This window comes from Flagellimonas yonaguniensis, assembly GCF_029193885.1.
GTDB lineage: Bacteria > Bacteroidota > Bacteroidia > Flavobacteriales > Flavobacteriaceae > Flagellimonas > Flagellimonas yonaguniensis.
The window spans coordinates 167,659-187,724 of sequence record NZ_JARFVB010000005.1 but is presented as its reverse complement, the minus strand read 5'-3'; the positions used below and the strand labels follow the sequence as shown (position 1 = coordinate 187,724).

At 40.1% G+C, this 20,066-nt stretch carries 19 protein-coding genes and 1 pseudogene; 19 read left to right on the top strand and 1 reads right to left on the bottom strand.

Annotated elements, in window-relative coordinates:
- The first annotated feature begins 77 nt into the window (after window positions 1-77).
- The 19 genes and pseudogenes from PY092_RS10580 (at window position 78) to PY092_RS10490 (ending at window position 17,004) form a co-directional block, all read left to right on the top strand.
- Complete coding sequence (locus PY092_RS10580; RefSeq protein ID WP_275615814.1) at window positions 78-752, top strand: DUF2231 domain-containing protein; 675 nt, start codon at window positions 78-80, stop codon at window positions 750-752.
- A 118-nt stretch (window positions 753-870) separates the two neighbouring features.
- Window positions 871-2,289 carry an FMN-binding glutamate synthase family protein gene (locus PY092_RS10575; RefSeq protein ID WP_275615813.1) on the top strand — a complete coding sequence of 473 codons (1,419 nt, stop codon included), beginning with the start codon at window positions 871-873 and terminating at the stop codon, window positions 2,287-2,289.
- Window positions 2,282-2,833 carry a YceI family protein gene (locus PY092_RS10570; protein ID WP_121848296.1) on the top strand — a complete coding sequence of 184 codons (552 nt, stop codon included), beginning with the start codon at window positions 2,282-2,284 and terminating at the stop codon, window positions 2,831-2,833. Before PY092_RS10575 ends, PY092_RS10570 begins: the two co-directional genes overlap by 8 nt.
- A gap of 48 nt (window positions 2,834-2,881) precedes the next feature.
- Window positions 2,882-3,430, top strand: coding sequence for an ion channel (locus PY092_RS10565; RefSeq protein WP_121848297.1), 549 nt, complete (start codon window positions 2,882-2,884; stop codon window positions 3,428-3,430).
- Between the two features lie 18 nt (window positions 3,431-3,448).
- Window positions 3,449-3,925, top strand: coding sequence for a YybH family protein (locus PY092_RS10560; protein WP_121848298.1), 477 nt, complete (start codon window positions 3,449-3,451; stop codon window positions 3,923-3,925).
- Window positions 3,926-3,931: 6 nt separating this feature from the next.
- Window positions 3,932-4,510 (top strand): DUF2911 domain-containing protein, encoded by a 579-nt coding sequence (locus PY092_RS10555; RefSeq protein WP_275615812.1) that lies wholly within the window; start codon window positions 3,932-3,934, stop codon window positions 4,508-4,510.
- Between the two features lie 86 nt (window positions 4,511-4,596).
- Window positions 4,597-5,823 carry a permease gene (locus PY092_RS10550; protein WP_121848300.1) on the top strand — a complete coding sequence of 409 codons (1,227 nt, stop codon included), beginning with the start codon at window positions 4,597-4,599 and terminating at the stop codon, window positions 5,821-5,823.
- A 25-nt stretch (window positions 5,824-5,848) separates the two neighbouring features.
- Window positions 5,849-6,553: a PepSY domain-containing protein gene (locus PY092_RS10545; RefSeq protein WP_275615811.1), complete on the top strand. Its 705-nt coding sequence runs from the start codon at window positions 5,849-5,851 to the stop codon at window positions 6,551-6,553.
- A 211-nt stretch (window positions 6,554-6,764) separates the two neighbouring features.
- A complete protein-coding gene (locus PY092_RS10540) occupies window positions 6,765-8,585 on the top strand; it encodes an efflux RND transporter periplasmic adaptor subunit (protein WP_275615810.1) in 1,821 nt (606 codons plus the stop codon).
- Window positions 8,586-8,881: 296 nt separating this feature from the next.
- On the top strand, window positions 8,882-9,448 hold the full coding sequence (locus PY092_RS10535) for a helix-turn-helix domain-containing protein (protein ID WP_275615809.1): 567 nt from the start codon (window positions 8,882-8,884) through the stop codon (window positions 9,446-9,448).
- Between the two features lie 373 nt (window positions 9,449-9,821).
- Window positions 9,822-10,037, top strand: coding sequence for a heavy-metal-associated domain-containing protein (locus PY092_RS10530; RefSeq protein WP_109649922.1), 216 nt, complete (start codon window positions 9,822-9,824; stop codon window positions 10,035-10,037).
- Between the two features lie 97 nt (window positions 10,038-10,134).
- Complete coding sequence (locus tag PY092_RS10525; protein WP_275615808.1) at window positions 10,135-10,698, top strand: DUF305 domain-containing protein; 564 nt, start codon at window positions 10,135-10,137, stop codon at window positions 10,696-10,698.
- A gap of 258 nt (window positions 10,699-10,956) precedes the next feature.
- Window positions 10,957-13,215: a heavy metal translocating P-type ATPase gene (locus PY092_RS10520; protein WP_275615807.1), complete on the top strand. Its 2,259-nt coding sequence runs from the start codon at window positions 10,957-10,959 to the stop codon at window positions 13,213-13,215.
- A gap of 23 nt (window positions 13,216-13,238) precedes the next feature.
- Window positions 13,239-13,451: a heavy-metal-associated domain-containing protein gene (locus PY092_RS10515; protein ID WP_275615806.1), complete on the top strand. Its 213-nt coding sequence runs from the start codon at window positions 13,239-13,241 to the stop codon at window positions 13,449-13,451.
- A gap of 15 nt (window positions 13,452-13,466) precedes the next feature.
- Window positions 13,467-14,249 (top strand): M90 family metallopeptidase, encoded by a 783-nt coding sequence (locus PY092_RS10510; RefSeq protein ID WP_275615805.1) that lies wholly within the window; start codon window positions 13,467-13,469, stop codon window positions 14,247-14,249.
- A 64-nt stretch (window positions 14,250-14,313) separates the two neighbouring features.
- Window positions 14,314-14,622, top strand: coding sequence for a hypothetical protein (locus PY092_RS10505; RefSeq protein ID WP_275615804.1), 309 nt, complete (start codon window positions 14,314-14,316; stop codon window positions 14,620-14,622).
- 481 nt (window positions 14,623-15,103) lie between these two features.
- Window positions 15,104-15,562, top strand: coding sequence for a DUF4172 domain-containing protein (locus PY092_RS10500; RefSeq protein WP_275615803.1), 459 nt, complete (start codon window positions 15,104-15,106; stop codon window positions 15,560-15,562).
- A gap of 18 nt (window positions 15,563-15,580) precedes the next feature.
- Window positions 15,581-16,207: pseudogene (locus PY092_RS10495) on the top strand (Fic family protein); the annotation flags it as partial.
- A 308-nt stretch (window positions 16,208-16,515) separates the two neighbouring features.
- The gene (locus PY092_RS10490) at window positions 16,516-17,004 is read left to right on the top strand and encodes a lipocalin family protein (RefSeq protein ID WP_275615802.1); all 489 of its coding nucleotides are present in this window, start codon (window positions 16,516-16,518) and stop codon (window positions 17,002-17,004) included.
- 21 nt (window positions 17,005-17,025) lie between these two features.
- On the opposite strand, the gene PY092_RS10485 is transcribed toward PY092_RS10490, so the two are convergent.
- Window positions 17,026-20,058, bottom strand: a complete 3,033-nt coding sequence (locus PY092_RS10485; RefSeq protein ID WP_275615801.1) for a TraQ conjugal transfer family protein — start codon at window positions 20,056-20,058, stop codon at window positions 17,026-17,028.
- Window positions 20,059-20,066: the final 8 nt, after the last annotated feature.

The window sequence follows — 20,066 nt, the reverse complement described above, 5'->3', positions numbered from 1 at the left end:
ACATCATTATAGGCACTATTGTTATAGGTGCGCTTATTTTACAGATTATGAATAGTTCATCATAAAAACGATCGATTATGAAAAAAACAGTTTCATTTTTAGTACTGCTTTTAAGCCTAATGTCGCTTCATGCAAGTGCCCCTGAGTCCATTGAGAACAATTCGGGATATCTGACGAATAGCTCAGGAACCTTTAATGCTGTTGAATTGTCCGAAAAACCACAACAACATACCGAAACCCACGCCGAAAAGTCCATAAACAAAGAGGAGGTGGGTTTGGATGAATTCGACAATTTACATCCGTTGGTGGTGCATTTTCCTATCGTACTCCTGTTGTTTGCGGCATTGCTTCAAGGTATTCAGCTGTTCGTCCTTAAAAGGAACTTAGATTGGGTTATCCTGTTTCTTATTGGTACTGGTTTTATTGGGGCCTACGTAGCGGGAACTTTTGTACACCCGCATACCCATGGCCTTACGGATATAGCCCAAAAAGTATTGGATAACCATGATAAATATGCAGATTGGACCATTTGGTCGAGCGCTCTGGCCGCAGTATTGAAGGTTATCAGCCTTTTTTGGATAAAACTGAATCGAGGTTTTGAAATAGCCGTTCTCCTTGTTATGGCCTTTTCGGCGTTCTCCGTTTCACAAGCAGGACATTATGGCGCTCAGCTCGTTTATATTCAGGGCGTTGGCCCACAGGGCCAGTATTTGGAAACTGAAACGTCAGAGGAAGAAAGCCATTCGCATTAAAAAATAAAGCATGAGAAGAATATTTTTAATATCGTCGATAACGCTGCTAGTGGTACTTGCAGGGCTTATAATGTGGAAGCCTCATTTATGGTGGCTTGCGCTGTTAATCGCACCTTTTATGCTTCTCGGCACTAAGGACTATTTTCAAAAATCCAATAATATAAGACGCACCTATCCTTTGCTGGGAAGAATTACCAATCTACTGGAAAAACAACGTCACGTCGTTCAAGAAACGGTTTTATTGAATAGAACAGAGGGAAAACCTTTCAATTGGATACAGAAAGAAATTGTTTATAAACGTGCCGAAGACGTAGTCAAAAACCAACCTTTTGGAACGCAGATTCCGTATGACGAAGTTGGTCGCGAATGGTTTACCCATTCCACGTATCCTGCAAAGGAAATCAAAGATGATTTCAGGGTTACCATAGGAAGTTCAAAGTGTTCAAAACCCTATTCGGCAAGCATCCTCAATCTGGCTGGAATGAGCTATGGTTCCATAAGCAAAAATGCGACCCTTGCTTTTAACGGCGGTGCAAAAATTGCAGGATTTGCCCAAAATACTGGCGAAGGTGGATTTACCCCCTACCATCAGGAATATGGAGCCGATGTTATTTTTCAGTTTGGCACTGGATATTTTGGATGTAGGACAGAAGATGGGAATTTCGACCGTAAAAAATTTGCGGAAATCGCATCCAATGAGGCGGTCAAAATGATTGAGATAAAAGTCTCACAGGGTGCAAAACCCGGTTTTGGTGCCATTCTTCCTGCCAAAAAAAATACCGAGGAAATTGCAAAGTACAGGGACGTAGAAAAAGGAACCGAAATTTTATCGCCACCACATCACGCCGCATTCGGTACTGATTCGGAAATGGTTGCCTTTATACATGAATTACGGAAACTTTCCGGTGGAAAGCCCATAGGGATTAAAATGTGCATCGGACAGCAAGACGAATTCGAAAGAATGGTTCGCACTTTTGCTGAAAAGCAAAACTATCCAGATTTTGTAGCCATTGACGGCGCAGAAGGTGGTTCCGGTGCTGCACATATGGAATCGCTACATTGGGCCGGACTCCCCATAATTGAAGCCATAGATTTTACACATTCCATTTTAAAGAAATATAAGTTACGTGATGAGATAAAATTAATGGCAGCAGGAAAAATAATATCGGCTTTTGATATCTATAGAATGTTGGCACTTGGTGCCGATGCCTGCTACAGCGCAAGGGGGATGATGTTTGCCTTGGGCTGCGTACAATCCTTAAAATGCAATCTGGATACCTGCCCTACGGGAATCACTACAATGGTACCTTCAAGGGTCGCATCATTGGTAGTAGAAGATAAAAAGACCAAAGTAGCCAACTACCATAAAAACACCATGGAAGCTTTTAAGGAGCTGCTAAAATCAATGGGGCTTGAAAGTAGAAAAGGTATCGACAAGAAGTTCATTGTCCGCCGAATCAATGAAAACGGGACAAAAACATACCAAGAGTTATATTCAAACGGATTGAATGGTCGAAAAATAAAAAGCAATGGATAAAAATGCAATGTATTTTTTAATAATACTGTTGTTTTCTGGCAACGTGGCTATTAACGCCCAAAACTTTGTACTAAAGGAAGGAAGCGCATCCTTTAAGGCAAAAATGCCCCTTAATTCCTATATCGGTAAATCTGATGATTTACAGGGCACCATTGATTTTAAGGACGGTGCGTTGAACTTTTCGGTACCTGTAAAATCCATAAAGACAGACAATGAAAAACGGGATGGACATATGTACGAGTTGGTAAAAGCGGAAAAAAATCCCAATGTCGTTTTTGAAGGAAAGCTTAAAGACGATTTTGATTTTGACGAAAAAGCGGCACAAACGCTCAGCGCAATGGGCGATTTTACCCTTGCGGGAGTTACACGGGAAATAACAATTCCTATTGAGTTGAAACTTGTTTCAGAAGAAACAATTCAGTTAAAAGCTTCTTGGTCCTTGTTGATTACCGATTATAATTTAGAACGCCCCAGTTTTACATTTATAAAGGTTAATGACAAGCATGACTTGAGTGTGGATGCGCTTCTTGAGAAGAAAAAATGAGAACGAAACAAAGACCTATGATGAGATTTTTACAGATAACAAATAAGAATGGATAAAGAAAAAGACATAGAAACCACAAGGGCGTTTTATGGGCAGCTTTTCAACAGCTCAAAGTATGTTCTATTGGTGCTGCTTATTGCTTCAGTAATCGAACTGTATGCGCTACCTACTATGGAAGGGTCTTATGCTATGATTATCCTACTGGCCTTAACATTACTAAAGATAGGATTCATTATAGCCTTGTCCTTTAACCAACTAATGAAGATAATTGGTCAGAGCCATCTATTGAGCCACGTACTGGTGTTGTTCGGATACCTGATTGTGTTGATAGTTTTCTCGTTTGCAATAGATTACACAGCGTTGCAGTTTGTGGATGCTATTCATTTTAAAATGAACAACAGTATTGGCAATGATGGACTGTCGGTATTTTTTGATTTATCCTATTTCAGTTTGATAACATTCTCATCAGTAGGATATGGTGATATAGTCCCAATTTCCTTACCCGCGAAAATCCTGGTGGCGCTTGAAGTGGCACTGCGGTTTTTCGTCCTGGTCTTTGGTATCGCAAATGTGAATAGAATTCGAGTAAATAAATAACCTTTAAAAACTAAAAGTATGAAAACACTAAAATTAACTACGGTGGTAATGTTGCTCATAATAGCGACAAGCCCACTATTTGGACAAGATGCAAAAACAGAAAAAGAAGCAGTGCTTACAGTAATGAAAAGCTATAAGGATGCCCTACAAAACCTAACGACCGATGGTACTTTCGAATTATTTACCGAGGATTCCGAGGTTTTTGAATCGGGAGGCGTCGAGGGTACGTACAGCCACTATATAGAACATCATTTAGGACCGGAATTGGGTCACTTTGAAAAATTTGAATTTTCAGATTATGAAATCGATGTAAAGGTAGATGTACCCTATGCCTTTACTACCGAAACATACGTATATACCATTGTCCTCAATCCGGACGACAAGGGAAATAGCCGGACCATAAAGAAAAAAGGGGTAGCAACCTCAATCCTTAAAAAAATAGATGGAAAATGGAAAATAATAAAAACCCATTCATCTTCAAGAAATACTAAGTAACAACCGATGAGTAGATATATTTCAATTAGTATAGTGTTCGGTCTTCTTCTTATTATCAGTTGTAAAGAGAAGAAAACCGAGCCATTGCCGGAACAGTCGAAAGAAACAACCATAGAACAACCGCCAAAAAAAGTGTTAAGCCCCCACACCTTTGCAATGGCGACCATTGGTAATGCGCACATCCATATTGATTATTCATCGCCAGGGGTTAGGGACAGGATGATTTTTGGTGGTTTGCTGGCGTATGACCAAGTCTGGCAAGCTGGGGCACATATGGCTACGTGGATAGAGACAGATACGAATTTAGAAATAGATGGTAAGGAACTGAAAGCAGGTAAATATGGATTTTTTACCATTCCTTCAAAAGAAGAATGGACCATCATTTTAAATTCCAATTGGAACCAGCACGGAAAGGATGAATATGACGAAAAAGATGATGTAATACGATTTAAGGTGACACCGATTATTGCGGATAGCCTGAAGGAACACTTAGAATATAATATCAATAAAATTAGTGATACTGAAGGTGACATAACATTAGCTTGGGAAAAAGTTAAAGTAGTAATTCCATTCAAAGTAAAATAGCAAGATATGGTCAACCAAAGCTCAATGATAAAGAAATTAAAAACACGTGTATCATCAACGAATAAAAAACTAATACAGTTTAAACCGTGAACGAATTTTTAAAACAATGGGGCGAAGCCGCCTATACGACCACCGGATTTTTCTGGATGGCGCTTTGGGCATTCATTTTGGGTTATATCATCAGTAGTATGATACAGATTTTCGTGACCGAAAAGCGGATGCAAAAAACAATGGGCGAAAATGAAGGCAAAAGTGTGCTTTTGGGCACGTTTTTCGGCTTTATAAGTAGCTCGTGCAGTTTTTCGGCTTTGGCAGGTACAAAATCTATTTTTAAGAAAGGGGCAAGTTTTGTGTCTTCCATTGCCTTTCTGTTGGCATCGACCAATCTCGTCATAGAATTGGGGATTATTATTTCCATATTCTTAGGATGGCAGTTCGTGGTGGGCGAATATGTAGGTGGTATTCTCTTGATTGGTATTTCGTGGATTCTGATACGACTCATCAATCCTAAAAAACTAATTGAGAAAGCACGAAAAAATCTCGAAAATGAAGATGATGATGAGATGGACGGTTCCAAAGATTGGAAGAAACAAATCAAGAACGAAGACAGTTGGGCGCGCGTTGCCAAAAAATATAAGATGGAATGGCAAATGGTCTGGAAGGATGTAACCGTAGGTTTTACCATTGCAGGTATAACAGCGGCTTTTGTGCCAGATTCGTTCTTTAAGACCTTATTTATCAATAGCGGTCAGGGTAATACAGATTTCACATTTCTGGAAATTCTGGAACATATCGTTGTTGGGCCAGTCGCCGCATTTTTGACTTTTATTGGCTCAATGGGCAACATTCCGTTAGCTGCCTTGCTCTTTGGAAAAGGCGTGAGTTTTGCTGGCGTAATGGCCTTTATTTTTAGTGATTTGGTGGTTTTTCCAGTACTGAGAATCAATGCAAAGTATTATGGTTGGAAAATGTCATTGTTTATCACGTTTTTATTGTTTACAGCATTAATTGGTACGGCATTGACGCTGCATTATGGGTTTGATGCATTGAATATACTACCAGATTCATCACAGGTGAAGATTCAGGATAGCGAATTTTTCAAGATTGATTATACCTTTTTCTTGAACGTTGCTTTTCTCATCATTTCAGCCTATCTCGTTTATCTGGGTTTTTTCAAGAAAAAAGATGTAGAACATTCAATGAGCGAGATGGCACCCAAGAGTCCATTGTTGGAAAGTGTTTTAAAATATGCAGCCTTCATCTGTTATATATGGCTCGCTGGGGGACTTATTGTAAAATTTTTAGTGAACTAAAATTCGGATATAGAATAAAACAAATATGGTCAACAGCAAAACAGCAAAATGGATTCGAAAAGCCCACCGTTACTTGGGTATCTTTTTGGGTATTCAGTTCCTGATGTGGACGATTAGCGGTATGTATTTTAGCTGGACGGATATTGATGAGATACACGGCGACCAGTTCAAAAACCAGAAGCCAAAACAGACGGCTTTTTCAGATTTATTGGGTACAGGCCAATTAAATAGTAAGCAACCCATCCAAACGCTGGTATTATTGGAAATAGCAAAAGAACCTTACTATTGGATAAACGAAGCAAAGCTTTATAATGCCAAAACAGGAGAGGAAAAGGACGGTATCACTAAAGAAGAAGCCCGAGAGGTAGCACAAAGATATATACTTCCAGAGCTTAAAATAGCCGCAATAAAAAGGATAGAAGAAGTCGGAGACCACCACGAATATCGAGGACGTCCCCTACCGGCTTATGAGATTTCGTATGAAACACCACAAAATTTAAAGGCTTATGTGGCTGTCGAAAATGGGGCGTTTCAAACGGTGCGGCATAGAGATTGGCGCTGGTTCGACTTTCTGTGGATGACCCATACCATGGACTATGACACAAGAGATAATTTCAACACCCTTTTGTTAAGGTCATTTTCGCTTTTGGGACTAATAACCGTGTTGAGCGGCTTTGTCCTATGGTATATATCATCGCCATCTATTCGAAAGATAAAAAAACAGATTTAGAAAGTAATTTAATGAATGGAGACGTAATTTATGGAAGAAAAAAACCCGAACGGCGAGATTAGAAAAGTGCCATTTGAAAAGGAAGGCGCCTATATTTTAGCGGGCATTATCATACTTTTTATAGTACATACGCTCATTGTACTGGTTTTGAAAACTATTAGTGAATCCGTATAAATTTTTAAGAAACAATAACATTTCAATCTTCAATATCATGAACAAGAACATCATTTACATTGTAGTAGCCGCCTTAGCGGTCGGTTTATTGGGGGGATATTTTATTTTCTCAAACGCTGAGGCCGATCAATCGGCTATAAAAGATCTTTCGGATATGTCCGATAGCCATGACCATTCCGGAGAATCCGAGAATCAGATGTGGACCTGCTCCATGCACCCACAGATTATGCAACCCGAACCGGGAGACTGCCCAATCTGCGGTATGGATCTCATTCCTGCTGAAACCGGAGAGACGGGGCTTAGTGCCAATGAAATAAAAATGACGGACAACGCCTTGGCCTTGGCCAATATACGCACCTCTACCGTTGGTACAGGTGGTTCGGATGGGAGTTCACTTAAACTCTCAGGAAAGATTCGCGAGAACGAAGAAGCCAATGCTACCCAAGCTACATATTTTGCGGGTCGCATTGAACGGCTAAATGTGAATTATACCGGAGAGAACGTTGCCAAGGGCAAACTTTTGGCAACCATCTATTCCCCAGAATTGGTAAGCGCACAACAAGAGCTGTTGACGGCCGCATCCATGAAGGAATCGCAACCGGCATTATACAATGCCGTTCGCAATAAATTAAAATTATGGAAGCTTTCTGACAATCAAATAGATAAGATAGAAGAAGTGGGCAAAGTGCAGGAAAACTTTCCAGTCTATGCCACAGTTTCAGGAACGATTACCGATATCATGGTTGAAGAAGGAGATTATGTAAAACAAGGGCAGCCTTTGTACAAAATTGCCAACTTAAATTCCGTTTGGGCGGTATTCGATGCCTATGAAAATCAGATAGCATCGTTGAAGGAGGGTCAGGAGGTCAAGATAACGACGAATGCCTATCCCAATGAAGAATTTACGGCAAAAATATCCTTTGTAGACCCGTTACTTAATTCTTCTACAAGAACGGTCATGGTAAGGGCAATACTTAACAATAAGGATAATCTCTTGAAGCCGGGTATGTTCGTGGAAGGTACGATCAATGCTGCCGAAATGCAGATGGAGAATACCGTTATCATACCGGCCAGTGCCGTAATGTGGACAGGGGAACGATCGGTGGTTTATGTAAAGACCAATCCCAATGAGCCTGTCTTTGAAATGCGCGAAGTTGCCCTTGGAAGTACCAATGGCGATACCTATACAATAATTAGCGGGCTTGAAAAGGGGGATCAAATTGTGACCAACGGAACATTTACCGTTGATGCGGCCGCACAGTTACAGGGTAAAAAATCGATGATGAACGCAGAGGGAGGCAAAACCATGACCGGGCATGAGGGTCATTTGGGTATGCAGGAAGGAGATAAAATGGAACCCTCAACAAGTACGGGCACCGACCATTCTAAGATGAAAAAAAGGATTGAAGTATCAAGTGAGTTTCAAGGTCAGTTGAAGCAGGTTTTCGAAGCCTATATAGATGTTAAGGATGCTTTGGTAAATGATGATGGCGCGGCCGCACAAAAAGAAGCAAAACAAATGGAAGAAAGTTTGGCCAAAGTCGATATGAAGTTGCTAAAAGACAAAGAGGCCCATGATCATTGGATGACCATTCAAAAAGAGCTCAAAGCATCGTTAAATGCAGTGGCCAGCACTTCTGAGATCAAGGAGCAAAGGGACCACTTTAAACATTTATCGGCCCACATGATCAGCGGTGTTCAGCTTTTTGGAGTCAATCAAAAAGTGTACAACAGCTATTGCCCGATGGCAGATAGCAATAAGGGAGCCAATTGGCTAAGCCTGGAAAAGGAGATTCGAAACCCATACTACGGAGAAGCAATGATGACTTGTGGGGAAATTATGGGAACGATACAATAATTAATTATAAGGCCGATAAAATTATAATAGAGAAAATTGAATGGTGTGAGTAAAAGAAAAATGAAAAGATTTTGGCATCATGAGTCAAAAACGTAGGGAGAGAAGAAGCCAACAAAGAAAGGAGAGCAAGAAAACAAAAATAGAATCTAACCGAAAAACAAGATTCTATGCTGCATTGGCGATTATCATCTTGTTTATAGTCACGGTAGTCTTGGTTTTGTTGAGAGCGATTTGGGAACATCGGTCCCATCTGTGATAATGGATAATGTGAGCGCAATGTATTTTAAAACTTTATCATGAGCCATATGCTGCACATAAAAAACATGGTCTGCCCAAGATGTGTTACGGCGGTATACAATGTTCTGAAAAAGATTGGTATTGATTATTCCAATGTGCAACTGGGCCAAGTCACATTGAAGGAAGAACTGACCGCAAAACAAGAAAATCAATTACAAACCGAATTGAATAAGCTGGGTTTTTCTTTGATCGGTAATCGCAAGTCTCAATTGATCGAGCGTATGAAAAATCTTGTAATAGAAAAAATTTTTCATTCAAGACAAGAATTAAACGTCAAATTGACCGATTATGTTGGTTCAGAAATAGGTCTGGATTACAAGTACTTAAGTTCCCTTTTCTCTTCCGTGGAGAGTATCACTTTTGAACAGTATGTCATTAGCCAAAAAATTGAAAGGGTTAAGGAATTGCTCATCTATGACGAGCTAAGCTTAAAGGAAATAGCCCATCAGTTGGACTACAGCAGTGTCGCGTATTTAAGCAACCAGTTCAAAAAAATCAATGGTATGGCACCTACACAATTTAAGAAAAGTGCCCTTCAAAATAGAAAATCGCTGGATAACATATAATTTATAAGCTTAACCTTCTCTTCGTGGCTTGTGATAAGAAGTCGATTCCCATGCATTGAATTTCATTATCATCTTCTTTATGTTCAGGTTTCAATAAAGATGTTTAGAGATTTTTTGGTGCATAGTGATGGGCGAACTTAAACCTATTGCACTGAATTTTTTAGTCATTAATGGCAAAAGCTCGATTACAATAAAACTTTTTAGGTAATCGCATACTTTTTTGATGTAAATAGCCCTAAATAATCGAATGGGTCAAGGTTTGTTTTTTTTCAAACAACGCCCAGATTTAGAAAATGTTATTTTTCGATAACGTATTTGAATCAACACTTCTGATTCAAAAGGTGAAATTGTTAGAATAAAAATTGATTATAATATGAAAAGAAGATACGAAATAGAAGGAATGACCTGTAACGGCTGTAGAAACCATGTAGAAGAAGCACTCTTAAACGTCGCAGGAGTGGCCGATGTATCTGTCGATTTGAAAAATGCCGAAGCAACGGTGGAGTCGCAATTTGAAGTGCCTTTGGAAAATTTGCAAGAGGCCTTAAAAAATGCTGGTAATCAATATAAAATACAACCTGTAAATTGAGTGGAACATGGCTAAAATAATCCCTTTATAGTTGTCCAGTAATCTTGATGATGGCCAAAAAGAATGAAATCATAATAACCAATTAAAAGTATATACAATGGAAAATAAAGAAAAGAAAGTCAACAATTACTTAAAGTTCTTCGCAATGATCGGCACCTCAATGGTCGCGATGTTCTTTTTAATGTACACACATTCCTATCAGATTATCGATCACTTCTGGTATAGTGAAACCAGGTTCTTTATGACGTTGATCATGGGTGGGTCCATGGTTATTATCATGCTCCTGTATATGCTACAGATGTACAAAGACCGCAATAAGAATATTGCCATCTTGGCTTTGGGTGTTTTGCTGATCGCGGGTGGAATATGGCTGGTCAGGAGCCAGGTTACGGTTTCCGGTGTTGACTATATGGAAGGTATGATTCCCCATCACTCCATCGCTATTTTGACCAGTGAGCGTTCTCAAATAAAGGACGTCAGGGTTCGGGAGCTTGCCGATGAAATCATCAAGGCGCAGCGTAGGGAAATCATGGAAATGCAATGGTTGATCGACGATATCAAGAAAAATGGGATAGTAGAAACAGAAACAGAGAAAGAAAAGCGGCCTATTCCCAAGTTTGAAGGATCGCTTACCGAAGAAACGAAGAATCTGAACGATTAAAGAAAAGATAAGACCTGTATCGATTGTTATAATAAAGGTTTTCCGAAAATGATTTTTCTTTACCAAAGAAAGTCATTTGAAACTGGAGAACCTTTTTTACGTTGCCAAATTCAAAAAATTAATCACAGGTATTCAAAAAGCTCTAATGGAGAACCGCAGGTCAATTTTTCGGGAAATTCTACAATTCTTTCAGTAAATAACGTAATAGCTTTTCATTATTCTATTCCGAAATTTGTGAAATACAAAACGGAGTAATAAATGGAAGCAACGAACATATTCGATACCAAACCCAAAGAAAAAAAAACAGGAACAAAAAAATCCTTCCCAGTAACAGGTATGACCTGTGCCGCCTGTGCCAGCAGTGTAGAGTCGATTCTTTCCCATACTGATGGTGTCAACGAGGCCACTGTAAATTTTGCCAGCAATTCCGTGTTGGTAGATTATGATGCAAATGTTTCCGAAGAAAAACTTCAGAACGCGCTTCGAGAAGTGGGCTATGATATCATTATCGATGCCAAAGACCCAGCCGAAGCGCAACAAGAACTTCAGCAGCAACATTACAGAGACATTAAAAACCGTACCATTTGGTCCGCAATTTTAACCCTGCCCATTTTCGTTCTTGGGATGTTCTTTATGAAATGGGACCCTGGCAAGTGGATTTCGCTATTGTTAACCGTTCCCGTCCTGTTTTGGTTTGGCCGTAGTTTTTTTATCAATGCCTTTAAACAAGCGAGGTACGCCAAGGCCAATATGGACACCTTGGTCGCACTCAGTACGGGGATTGCCTTTTTGTTCAGTGTCTTTAATACGCTCTTTCCCAAATTCTGGCTGAGCCGTGGCATTGAACCCCACGTGTATTACGAAGCGGCAACCGTTATCATTACCTTTATTTCCCTTGGAAAATTATTGGAGGAAAAAGCAAAATCAAATACCTCTTCGGCCATAAAAAAACTGATGGGCTTACAGCCAAAAACCTTGAAGGTAATAGAAGGTGGCGAAGAAAAGGAAATCCCGATTTCCGAAGTCCAAGTTGGGCAGACCATCTTGGTACGCCCAGGTGAGAAAATTCCTGTGGATGGCGAAGTCTCAAAAGGGAGTTCGTATGTAGATGAAAGTATGATTACTGGCGAACCTGTTCCCGTAGAAAAAACAAAGGATGAAAAAGTATTTGCCGGAACGGTAAATCAAAAAGGGAGCTTTCAATTTACCGCAGAAAAAGTTGGTGGTGAAACTTTGCTATCCCAAATCATAAAAATGGTTCAGGAAGCTCAAGGAAGCAAAGCGCCTGTCCAAAAACTGGTCGATAAGATTGCTGGAATATTTGTTCCGGTTGTGTTGGGTATCTCTATCATTACGTTTATTGTTTGGATGTCAGTAGGAGGGGAGAATGCATTTTCGCAGGCTTTATGGACCTCAGTAGCAGTGTTGGTAATTGCTTGCCCCTGTGCGCTAGGGTTGGCAACACCTACTGCCATAATGGTGGGTATTGGCAAAGGAGCTGAAAACAATATTCTTATAAAAGATGCCGAAAGTTTAGAACTCGGTCATAAAGTTGATGCGGTCATTCTTGATAAAACAGGTACAATTACCGAGGGAAAACCTTTAGTTACTGACATACTTTGGAAGGATACACTTGAAAATAGAAGTGAATACAAGCAAATTCTTTTAGCAATCGAGGCACAATCAGAACACCCCTTGGCCGAAGCGGTAGTCAACCACTTAAAAGATGAAGATATTGAACAAGCTGAAATTGCTTCTTTTGAAAGTATTACAGGAATGGGCGTGAAGGCCCAAGCAGAAAATGGGTCAAAATATTTTGTGGGAAACCAAAAGCTAATGCTTGATAATAATATTCAAATCGACGCTATCTTAATGCAAACAGCAGAAAGTCTCGAAGAGCAAGCAAAAACAGTCATATTTTTTGGTAATGAAAAACAAGTGCTGGCGATACTCGCCATTGCAGATAAAATTAAGGAAACTTCAAAGAAAGCCATAGCAACGCTTCAAGAAAGAGGCATCGAGGTCTATATGCTCACGGGCGATAATAACAAGACCGCATCAGCGGTGGCATTAGAAGTAGGGATAACCAACTACCACGGAGAAGTAATGCCCTCAGATAAAGCCGCTTTTGTAGAAAAATTGCAAGCAGAAGGAAAAATAGTAGCTATGGTTGGCGATGGCATCAACGATTCCCACGCCTTGGCGCAAGCCAATGTGAGTATTGCGATGGGTAAAGGTTCTGATATAGCGATGGATGTTGCAAAAATGACTTTGATAACTTCAGATTTGCAATCCATCCCAAAAGCATTGGAACTATCAAAGAAAACGGTTTTGGGTATCCGTCAGAACTTATTTTGGGCATTCATATATAATATCATTGGAATACCGATTGCGGCGGGCGTTTTGTATCCCATAAATGGGTTCTTATTGGACCCAATGATTGCGGGAGCAGCAATGGCATTCAGTAGCGTATCTGTCGTTCTAAATAGCTTAAGGCTTAAACGAGTAAAACTTTAAGATTAATCATAAATTTAAATACTATGAAAACTATAAAATTCAAAACAAATATCAATTGTGGCGGTTGCATCTCTAAAGTAACCCCCTTTTTAAACAAACAAGAAGGGGTCGAAAGTTGGGAAGTGGACACTACTAATGCTGATAAAATCTTGACCATTGAAAGCGATGGTGCTTCAGAAGAAGATGTAAAAGCTACTTTGCAAAAAGTGGGGTTTAAGGCCGAGTCCATAGAGTAACACCTTTAAATTATTATGGGTTACGTAATCCTCTTAGGTGTCATTCTTCTTTTGGTTGTTCATTTTTATAGAAAAGCAAAACGACAAAAGGTACAGCCTTTTCCAGAGCATTGGCATGGATTGTTGTTGGATAATGTGCTCTATTATCGCCATCTTTCAGAAGAAAAGCAAAAGGTTTTTCAGCAGCGAATGATGCAATTTTTAAGTGAAGTCTATATTGATGGCGTACAATTGGAATTGCAAGAACTCGACAAGATTTTAATTGCCGCAAGTGCCGTGATTCCGGTTTTTGGTTTTGAGAAATGGCACTATACCAATTTAAGCGGGATTCTATTGTATCCTGATAACTTCAATGAGGATATGCAATTTAGCAGCAAAGATAAGTTGCGAAATATTGGCGGAATTGTAGGGAATGGACGTTTTGAAAAGCAAATGATATTATCGAAGAAAGCCCTTTACCATGGCTTCAAGAACCAAAGCGATAAAAACAATACGGGCATACACGAATTTGTACATCTTATTGATAAATTGGACGGTTTCACGGATGGAATCCCAGAAAGGTTGTTGGAGCATCAATATACCATCCCGTGGTTAAAGTTGATCCATACAGAAATGGAAGTTATCAATGCCAATAAATCAGATATCAGAAATTATGGCGGAACCAACGAAGCAGAGTTTTTTGCCGTGGCTGCCGAATACTTTTTTGAGCGACCTCGTCTTTTAAGCAAAAAACACCCTGAACTTTATAAAATGTTGGTGGAATGCTTTAGGCAGGAACCAGCACTTTTAAAAAAGTAACTGCAAAAAATAGTATAGTTAAGGTCCACTAAAAAATAAGGTATGGGTGCTGTAAATGGCACGTATGATGGGCGTCATCACACAGACCATCAAGAGGATAACCGGAAGGCAGAGTCCAGGCCCCGCCATCGATAGTGGCAATCCCGGCGGTCATTGGACACTCTTCCCCAGCATTAAGGAATATCAAACAAGAACGTCGAACTACGAAGCCATGCCCACTGGGTATGTAGCCACTTTTATGGCGACAATTACCGTAATTGCCAGTAACTATCCAGAAATCAAATGGATAAAACCGGTTGGGTATACGCTGATGGGTGCAATGGCTTTTGAAATTATGAGCAGTAAGGTGCATTGGGCCTCTGACTATCCCTAGGGTCTTTTTATCGGTTATGTCGTTGGAAAGACGGTCGCCAATCGAAGAATCAAGAAAATAGATACAAACGATGGTTTGGGCTGGAAAAAAACAGAAAGGGTAAAGACTGAATTTGTTACCGGTCAGTTGGAAGGATACACAACTTTTGGGGTAATGTTTAGTTTTTGAAATTTGGTGAGCATTTTCATAATGCTCTCCCATGTGCCTGCGGAAGTTGAAAACCCTCCACCTCCAATCCTGACAGAGCGGGCACGCAAAGCTGGCCCGCTCGGTCGTCTTTCCGGCTACAGTTTTTAAACATCCTCGGCACCGCGCATAAACCCAAACGGACGAAAAAAAATCGTCCGTTTGAATTTATCTTTCCAACGCACCATTCACTATCTAATTTCTTAGTATAAAAGCTTTTTAGGTCATAGAGTTTAAGTACTTCAAGTAATTTTGAGCTATAAAAGTAATTTTTATCGCTCATGACATATCAAAAATGGAATTGGCAACAAGCAAAATGGCCTCAATTTCTTATAATCAAGAAGCCTTAAAAAGTCTTGAATATCAGTTTATGCAAGCTAATGGTATCGCCTTGGGTGCATTCAAGCATGTACAAGACGATGAAAAAGACGAACTGCTTATCGAAATACTTGTCAACGAGGCATTGAAGACCTCTGAGATTGAGGGCGAGTATCTTGACCGTGACAGCGTTCAGGAATCCATCAAGAAAAATCTTGGGTTGGAATCCACAAAAAGGAAACTACCTCCTTCGGAATTCGGAATCTCGGAAATGATGGTGAATCTATACGGAACATATGACAAACCAATAACTATTGATAAATTATTTCAATGGCACATGATGTTGACCAACGTTCGGCGGGATTTAGTAGATATTGGAAGGTATCGCACCCACGAAGACCCGATGCAGGTAGTTTCGGGAAGATTGGATAGGTAAACTGTACATTATGAAGCTCCGCCTTCGCATGCGATGAAAAAGGAGATGGATGCCTTCGTTTCATGGTTCAACCAACTACATCAACAAAGTAAAGATACAATGCTTCCTTTGGCAAAAGCGGGAATCGCACATTTTTACTTTTTGGCGATACACCCTTTTGAAGATGGCAATGGACGGATTGCAAGAGGGTTATCGGAAAAGTCAATTTCTATGAGCATTCGACGTCCAGCGTTGATTTCTTTATCACAGATGATAGAGGCAAAGAAAAAAGACTATTACGCTTTTTTGGAAGCACATAATGCAACATTGGATTTGACGAAGTGGTTGTTATATTTTGGGCAAACCATTTTAGATGCCCAGGAAAATACCTTAAAAATCATTGAATTCCTGATTGAAAAAGCCAAATTCTTCGACCGTTTTTCAAAGCAACTCAATGAACGACAGACCAAGGCGATAAAACGAGTATTAAATGCGGGGCATGTAGGATTCAAAGGCGGATTAAGTGCCGAAAATTATATGCGTATCGTCAAGACATCCGCATCGACCGCCACAAGGGATTTAAAGGATTTGGTAGATAAGGGAATCTTGCGGAAAACAGGAGAGCTGAAGAGTACACGATATTGGCTTCCGTTAGATATAGAATAGGCAAATATTGTTCAATTCTTTATTGCTCATCGGTTAAAGCTGGTCTAAACATTTCCATGCACCTGGAGGAAGTTGAAAACTATCCGCCTACAAGTCTCCCGAGCGGTCGATTTTCGCCCGCCCGCTTTCGGTCGTCTTTCCGGCTCCAAATTTTCAACACCCTCGGCACCGCGCATAAACCCAAACGGGCAAAGAAAAATCGTCTGTTTGAATTTATTTTTCCAATACGCAATTTATCGGCTTAAATCTTGTTTAAGATATTGGAGTTCAAAATTTTATATTTGTAGAGCTTGCCAAAACTAATATCCATGAAAATCAGCACTATTATTTTTCTAGTCTTTTCCATAATGTTCGTCTTTTCATGCAACAAAGATGATGACCAAGTTTCTGTAGCAGACCGAAATCGGGCATTATTAGGGCAATGGGAATATGAAGCGATCATGACAGACAGAGCGGTAGATTTGAACGGAGACAATACCTCCAATATCGATTTGTTCAATACCCAAGAACTGCCCCAATGTGTTAAGGACAATATTACAACTTATACTGAAGATGGCCCTTCAGGCAAACCGGAATATAACGTTACCGAAAATAATCTCGCTTGTGATGACAATAATCCATTTTCTTTTGTTGAAGAGGATTTTTGGATTCTTACAAACAATAATGCTACTATCAGTTTTGAAGGCAGGGAGCCTTTCAGAATAATCGAATTGACCAAAAACAGGTTAAAGGTCGAATCGGACGACACTTTCGATGGTCAAAATTATATTATGACAATTACTTATAAAAAGAAATAGAATATCATTTATAAAGTGTTTCTAGACCCTTTGTACGGTGCCCTTTTCAACATCGCTCCATTCCCCATTGCTGTCCTGAACCCGCACCTCATATCTTTGGTCGAGATATCGAAGTTTACCTTCGCTAGGCTCCTCTTCCATTAAGAATATGCGATCGACGCCTGTACCTTGTGCATCGTTATAGTTAAAAAGTTTGGTATCCCATCTTCTGTCAAACCGGTTATAGATCCTTATTTCCACCTGCTGCAATGTTGCGCCGTTGTAGGCCTCGCTACAATTCGTATCAAAACAGGTAAATATCCTTACTTGATAATCACAACCGTTCAAACCGCCACAACTTATATTTCGTTTCTCGCCTTTGGCGGCAACATTAGGCTTTTTAAACATAATTATCGATTCGCTCAGCGTTTGGGAAATGCCCGTGGAATTCTCGACCCTAAAATTGATGGTAAAGTTCTCATCGGTCTCGGGGAAAAATTGCATTGGGGTCGAGCCGTAGTCCAACGACAGAATATCCCCTTCTCGATATAGTCGGCTCTTATAGTATATGTACCCCGCGCTGGCACCCGTAAACGTAAAAGTCATTTCGTAGGTTATATTGGGATCATGACCTGTGCTGGCATTAGTAACTGCCGTCAAAGTAAAAGGCTGCCCTTCATACTTATCCTCGGAGGATTGACTGATATTGAAATCGAAGAATTCCTCGTATTTGTCAAACTGTATGTTGACATCCGCCTTTTTTTCTACTTCCGACGAAGACCGAACGGTAAACTCTATACTATGGTTCGATTCGGAAATTCCGGTATATTTTCCTTGGAATGTACCTATCGGAACGTTGAAACTCTCGCCGGCGGCATAGGTGGTTCCCTGATATTCAAAAGTACCGTTGCTTCCTCCTGAAGAATAATACATCACATACGTATCGCCGCCGATACCCAATTCCGATATGTTGAAATTGATGTCTACAGTATCCCAGGTATTGGCCTGCGATTGGGAAGCATTGGCCGTAAAGTTGAAATTTTTTGGTTCGACATTAATAGCAATGTCAACTGTCTTTTCAAGACCCGTATCATTCTGTACGTAGAAAGTCAAGTTGATATTTCCGTCATCCGTTCCCAACAGTTCCCAATTGAAATTTCCCTTGGGAACATCATAAATATTACCTGCACTGACCTGCGTGCCATTTTCATTGGTTATGACGGCATTCCCGTTAATACTATATCTCATAGTATAGTCCGAAGAACCAATACTTTCCGAAATATTGAAGTTCAAGGAAGTGATTTCCCCGACCGAAATATCGGATTTTTGGCTTCCTCCAGTAAATAGAAAATCCACTTGATTGTAACTGATAGAAGTACTTGCCGTATGGGTTATATTGGCAGTGGATTCTGCACTAAGTACGATATCATGTTGACCCGCTTCGGTGCCTGTGTAGACGACATTGTTATTGTTCGGGCCTAAAAGGAATTTCTCTCCTGGACCATATTCAGTTCCATTCACGCGTAACGAACTGTTTCTCCCCGATGAATAAAAGGCCTCATAACTATCATTGGTTCCCTCGGGTATTTCGTCAATGTCTATAATCACGTTCACGGGAATATTCGCAAATTCGGAAGTTTTTGAAGGTGTGATATTAACCGTAAAATCATTTTGCTTGGTTTCGAGATCGATCAATACAGGGCCGACTTCTTGACCATAATTATCCGTAACGATAAAAGAAACTTGATGTGAACCCAGACTTTCTGGATAATAGAATAGGGAAAAATTCCCTAGTTCCACGGGATACTCGGTCGAATTTTGTAAGGTGTTGCCGCTGATACCTGTAATTCTCCCATTGCCTTCCAAAAGCTCATAGGATATATTGTAATCGATGTTTTCGGTATTCCCGTTGGATTTGATATTGAAGTTGAATTGTGTCCTTTCATTCACGAATACGGAATTACTTTCCGAATTACCTGAAAAAGTAAAGGGAATATTCGCTACTTCGATTTCGACACTATCCCGTTTTACTTGACCGTTGGAATCACGAACGTCAAAATATATTTTCCGCTTTCCCAAATCGGTACTGGTAAACGTATAATTATAGGAGTTGGGTACAATTGTTCTGTATTGACCAGGTTCCATGACCCCACCGTTGTGATCTCTAACTGTTCCCGCTCCGTCACTTGTTGAGGAAAAGGAATGTGATATTTCATATTCCACTTCGGAATCCTTATCCTGAGTTTTCAAATCTATGGCAATGGCCAAATTTGTGTCGAGTTCTACTTGGGTCGAAGATGCAGTGGCATTGAGGGTAAAATCCAGATTTAGAACCGTGAGGAGTAATTCCTCTGTCAACGTAGCCCCATCGGGAGCTTTGGCCGTTACAGTAAGTTTGTGCTCACCCAAAGTCTCGGGCAGATATTCCAGTTCTGAAACCCCTTTTGGAAGGGTAAACGGTTTTCCTGCATCAAATACCTCCTCTCTAAGATATAATTTCCCAGTACCATTTTCAATTTGATAGGTAACTTCAAAGTCCCCTTTGTTATTAGGATCTTCAGTTTCTTTATCCCGCAATAGCGTTGCACTCAAGGGGTTTTTAGAGTTGATAATGAACTCGTTGACCCCTTTATTGAGCAAAAAGCTAAAACTGGCGTATTTGGCGTTGTACGATAATTCCAATTCTTTTTGATTGGCGTTGGAATCCCAAGCGAGAAACCTGACCTTATGCAGGCCTGTATCTATGGCGACATAGTTATAGTTCCAATTGCGGTCGGTTATGTTCAGGGTATCATTGGCCCGTATCGTGTCGCCTTCCATGGTCATAAAATAACCTTTACTATCGGTAGTAGAATACTTCATGAAGTAGTTTACGGTAGTAATCTCTTTTTCTGGAATCAAGGAGAAAGCGGTTCGGGTACTTTCGAACAAAAAACTTTCTTCGGGATGTTCGCCCGTAAAACTAAAATCAAAGCTGTCGAGAATAACATCTTCGAATTCTTTACTACAGGCTATGACAAGTGCCACAAAGCACAAAACAAGCGCAATTCGAATAGGTTTAAATTGGTTTCTCATTTTCATGT

What these genes read in the sequence shown, in the direction of transcription:
- PY092_RS10565 (WP_121848297.1), top strand. Translation starts at nt 2,882, where the DNA reads ATGGATAAAGAAAAAGACATAGAAACCACAAGGGCGTTTTATGGGCAG.
- PY092_RS10530 (WP_109649922.1), top strand. Translation starts at nt 9,822, where the DNA reads ATGAAAAGAAGATACGAAATAGAAGGAATGACCTGTAACGGCTGTAGA.
- PY092_RS10570 (WP_121848296.1), top strand. Translation starts at nt 2,282, where the DNA reads ATGGATAAAAATGCAATGTATTTTTTAATAATACTGTTGTTTTCTGGC.
- PY092_RS10575 (WP_275615813.1), top strand. Translation starts at nt 871, where the DNA reads ATGCTTCTCGGCACTAAGGACTATTTTCAAAAATCCAATAATATAAGA.
- PY092_RS10520 (WP_275615807.1), top strand. Translation starts at nt 10,957, where the DNA reads ATGGAAGCAACGAACATATTCGATACCAAACCCAAAGAAAAAAAAACA.
- PY092_RS10505 (WP_275615804.1), top strand. Translation starts at nt 14,314, where the DNA reads ATGATGGGCGTCATCACACAGACCATCAAGAGGATAACCGGAAGGCAG.
- PY092_RS10485 (WP_275615801.1), bottom strand. Translation starts at nt 20,058, where the DNA reads ATGAGAAACCAATTTAAACCTATTCGAATTGCGCTTGTTTTGTGCTTT.
- PY092_RS10540 (WP_275615810.1), top strand. Translation starts at nt 6,765, where the DNA reads ATGAACAAGAACATCATTTACATTGTAGTAGCCGCCTTAGCGGTCGGT.
- PY092_RS10500 (WP_275615803.1), top strand. Translation starts at nt 15,104, where the DNA reads ATGGAATTGGCAACAAGCAAAATGGCCTCAATTTCTTATAATCAAGAA.
- PY092_RS10490 (WP_275615802.1), top strand. Translation starts at nt 16,516, where the DNA reads ATGAAAATCAGCACTATTATTTTTCTAGTCTTTTCCATAATGTTCGTC.
- PY092_RS10545 (WP_275615811.1), top strand. Translation starts at nt 5,849, where the DNA reads ATGGTCAACAGCAAAACAGCAAAATGGATTCGAAAAGCCCACCGTTAC.
- PY092_RS10560 (WP_121848298.1), top strand. Translation starts at nt 3,449, where the DNA reads ATGAAAACACTAAAATTAACTACGGTGGTAATGTTGCTCATAATAGCG.
- PY092_RS10535 (WP_275615809.1), top strand. Translation starts at nt 8,882, where the DNA reads ATGAGCCATATGCTGCACATAAAAAACATGGTCTGCCCAAGATGTGTT.
- PY092_RS10525 (WP_275615808.1), top strand. Translation starts at nt 10,135, where the DNA reads ATGGAAAATAAAGAAAAGAAAGTCAACAATTACTTAAAGTTCTTCGCA.
- PY092_RS10555 (WP_275615812.1), top strand. Translation starts at nt 3,932, where the DNA reads ATGAGTAGATATATTTCAATTAGTATAGTGTTCGGTCTTCTTCTTATT.
- PY092_RS10515 (WP_275615806.1), top strand. Translation starts at nt 13,239, where the DNA reads ATGAAAACTATAAAATTCAAAACAAATATCAATTGTGGCGGTTGCATC.
- PY092_RS10580 (WP_275615814.1), top strand. Translation starts at nt 78, where the DNA reads ATGAAAAAAACAGTTTCATTTTTAGTACTGCTTTTAAGCCTAATGTCG.
- PY092_RS10510 (WP_275615805.1), top strand. Translation starts at nt 13,467, where the DNA reads ATGGGTTACGTAATCCTCTTAGGTGTCATTCTTCTTTTGGTTGTTCAT.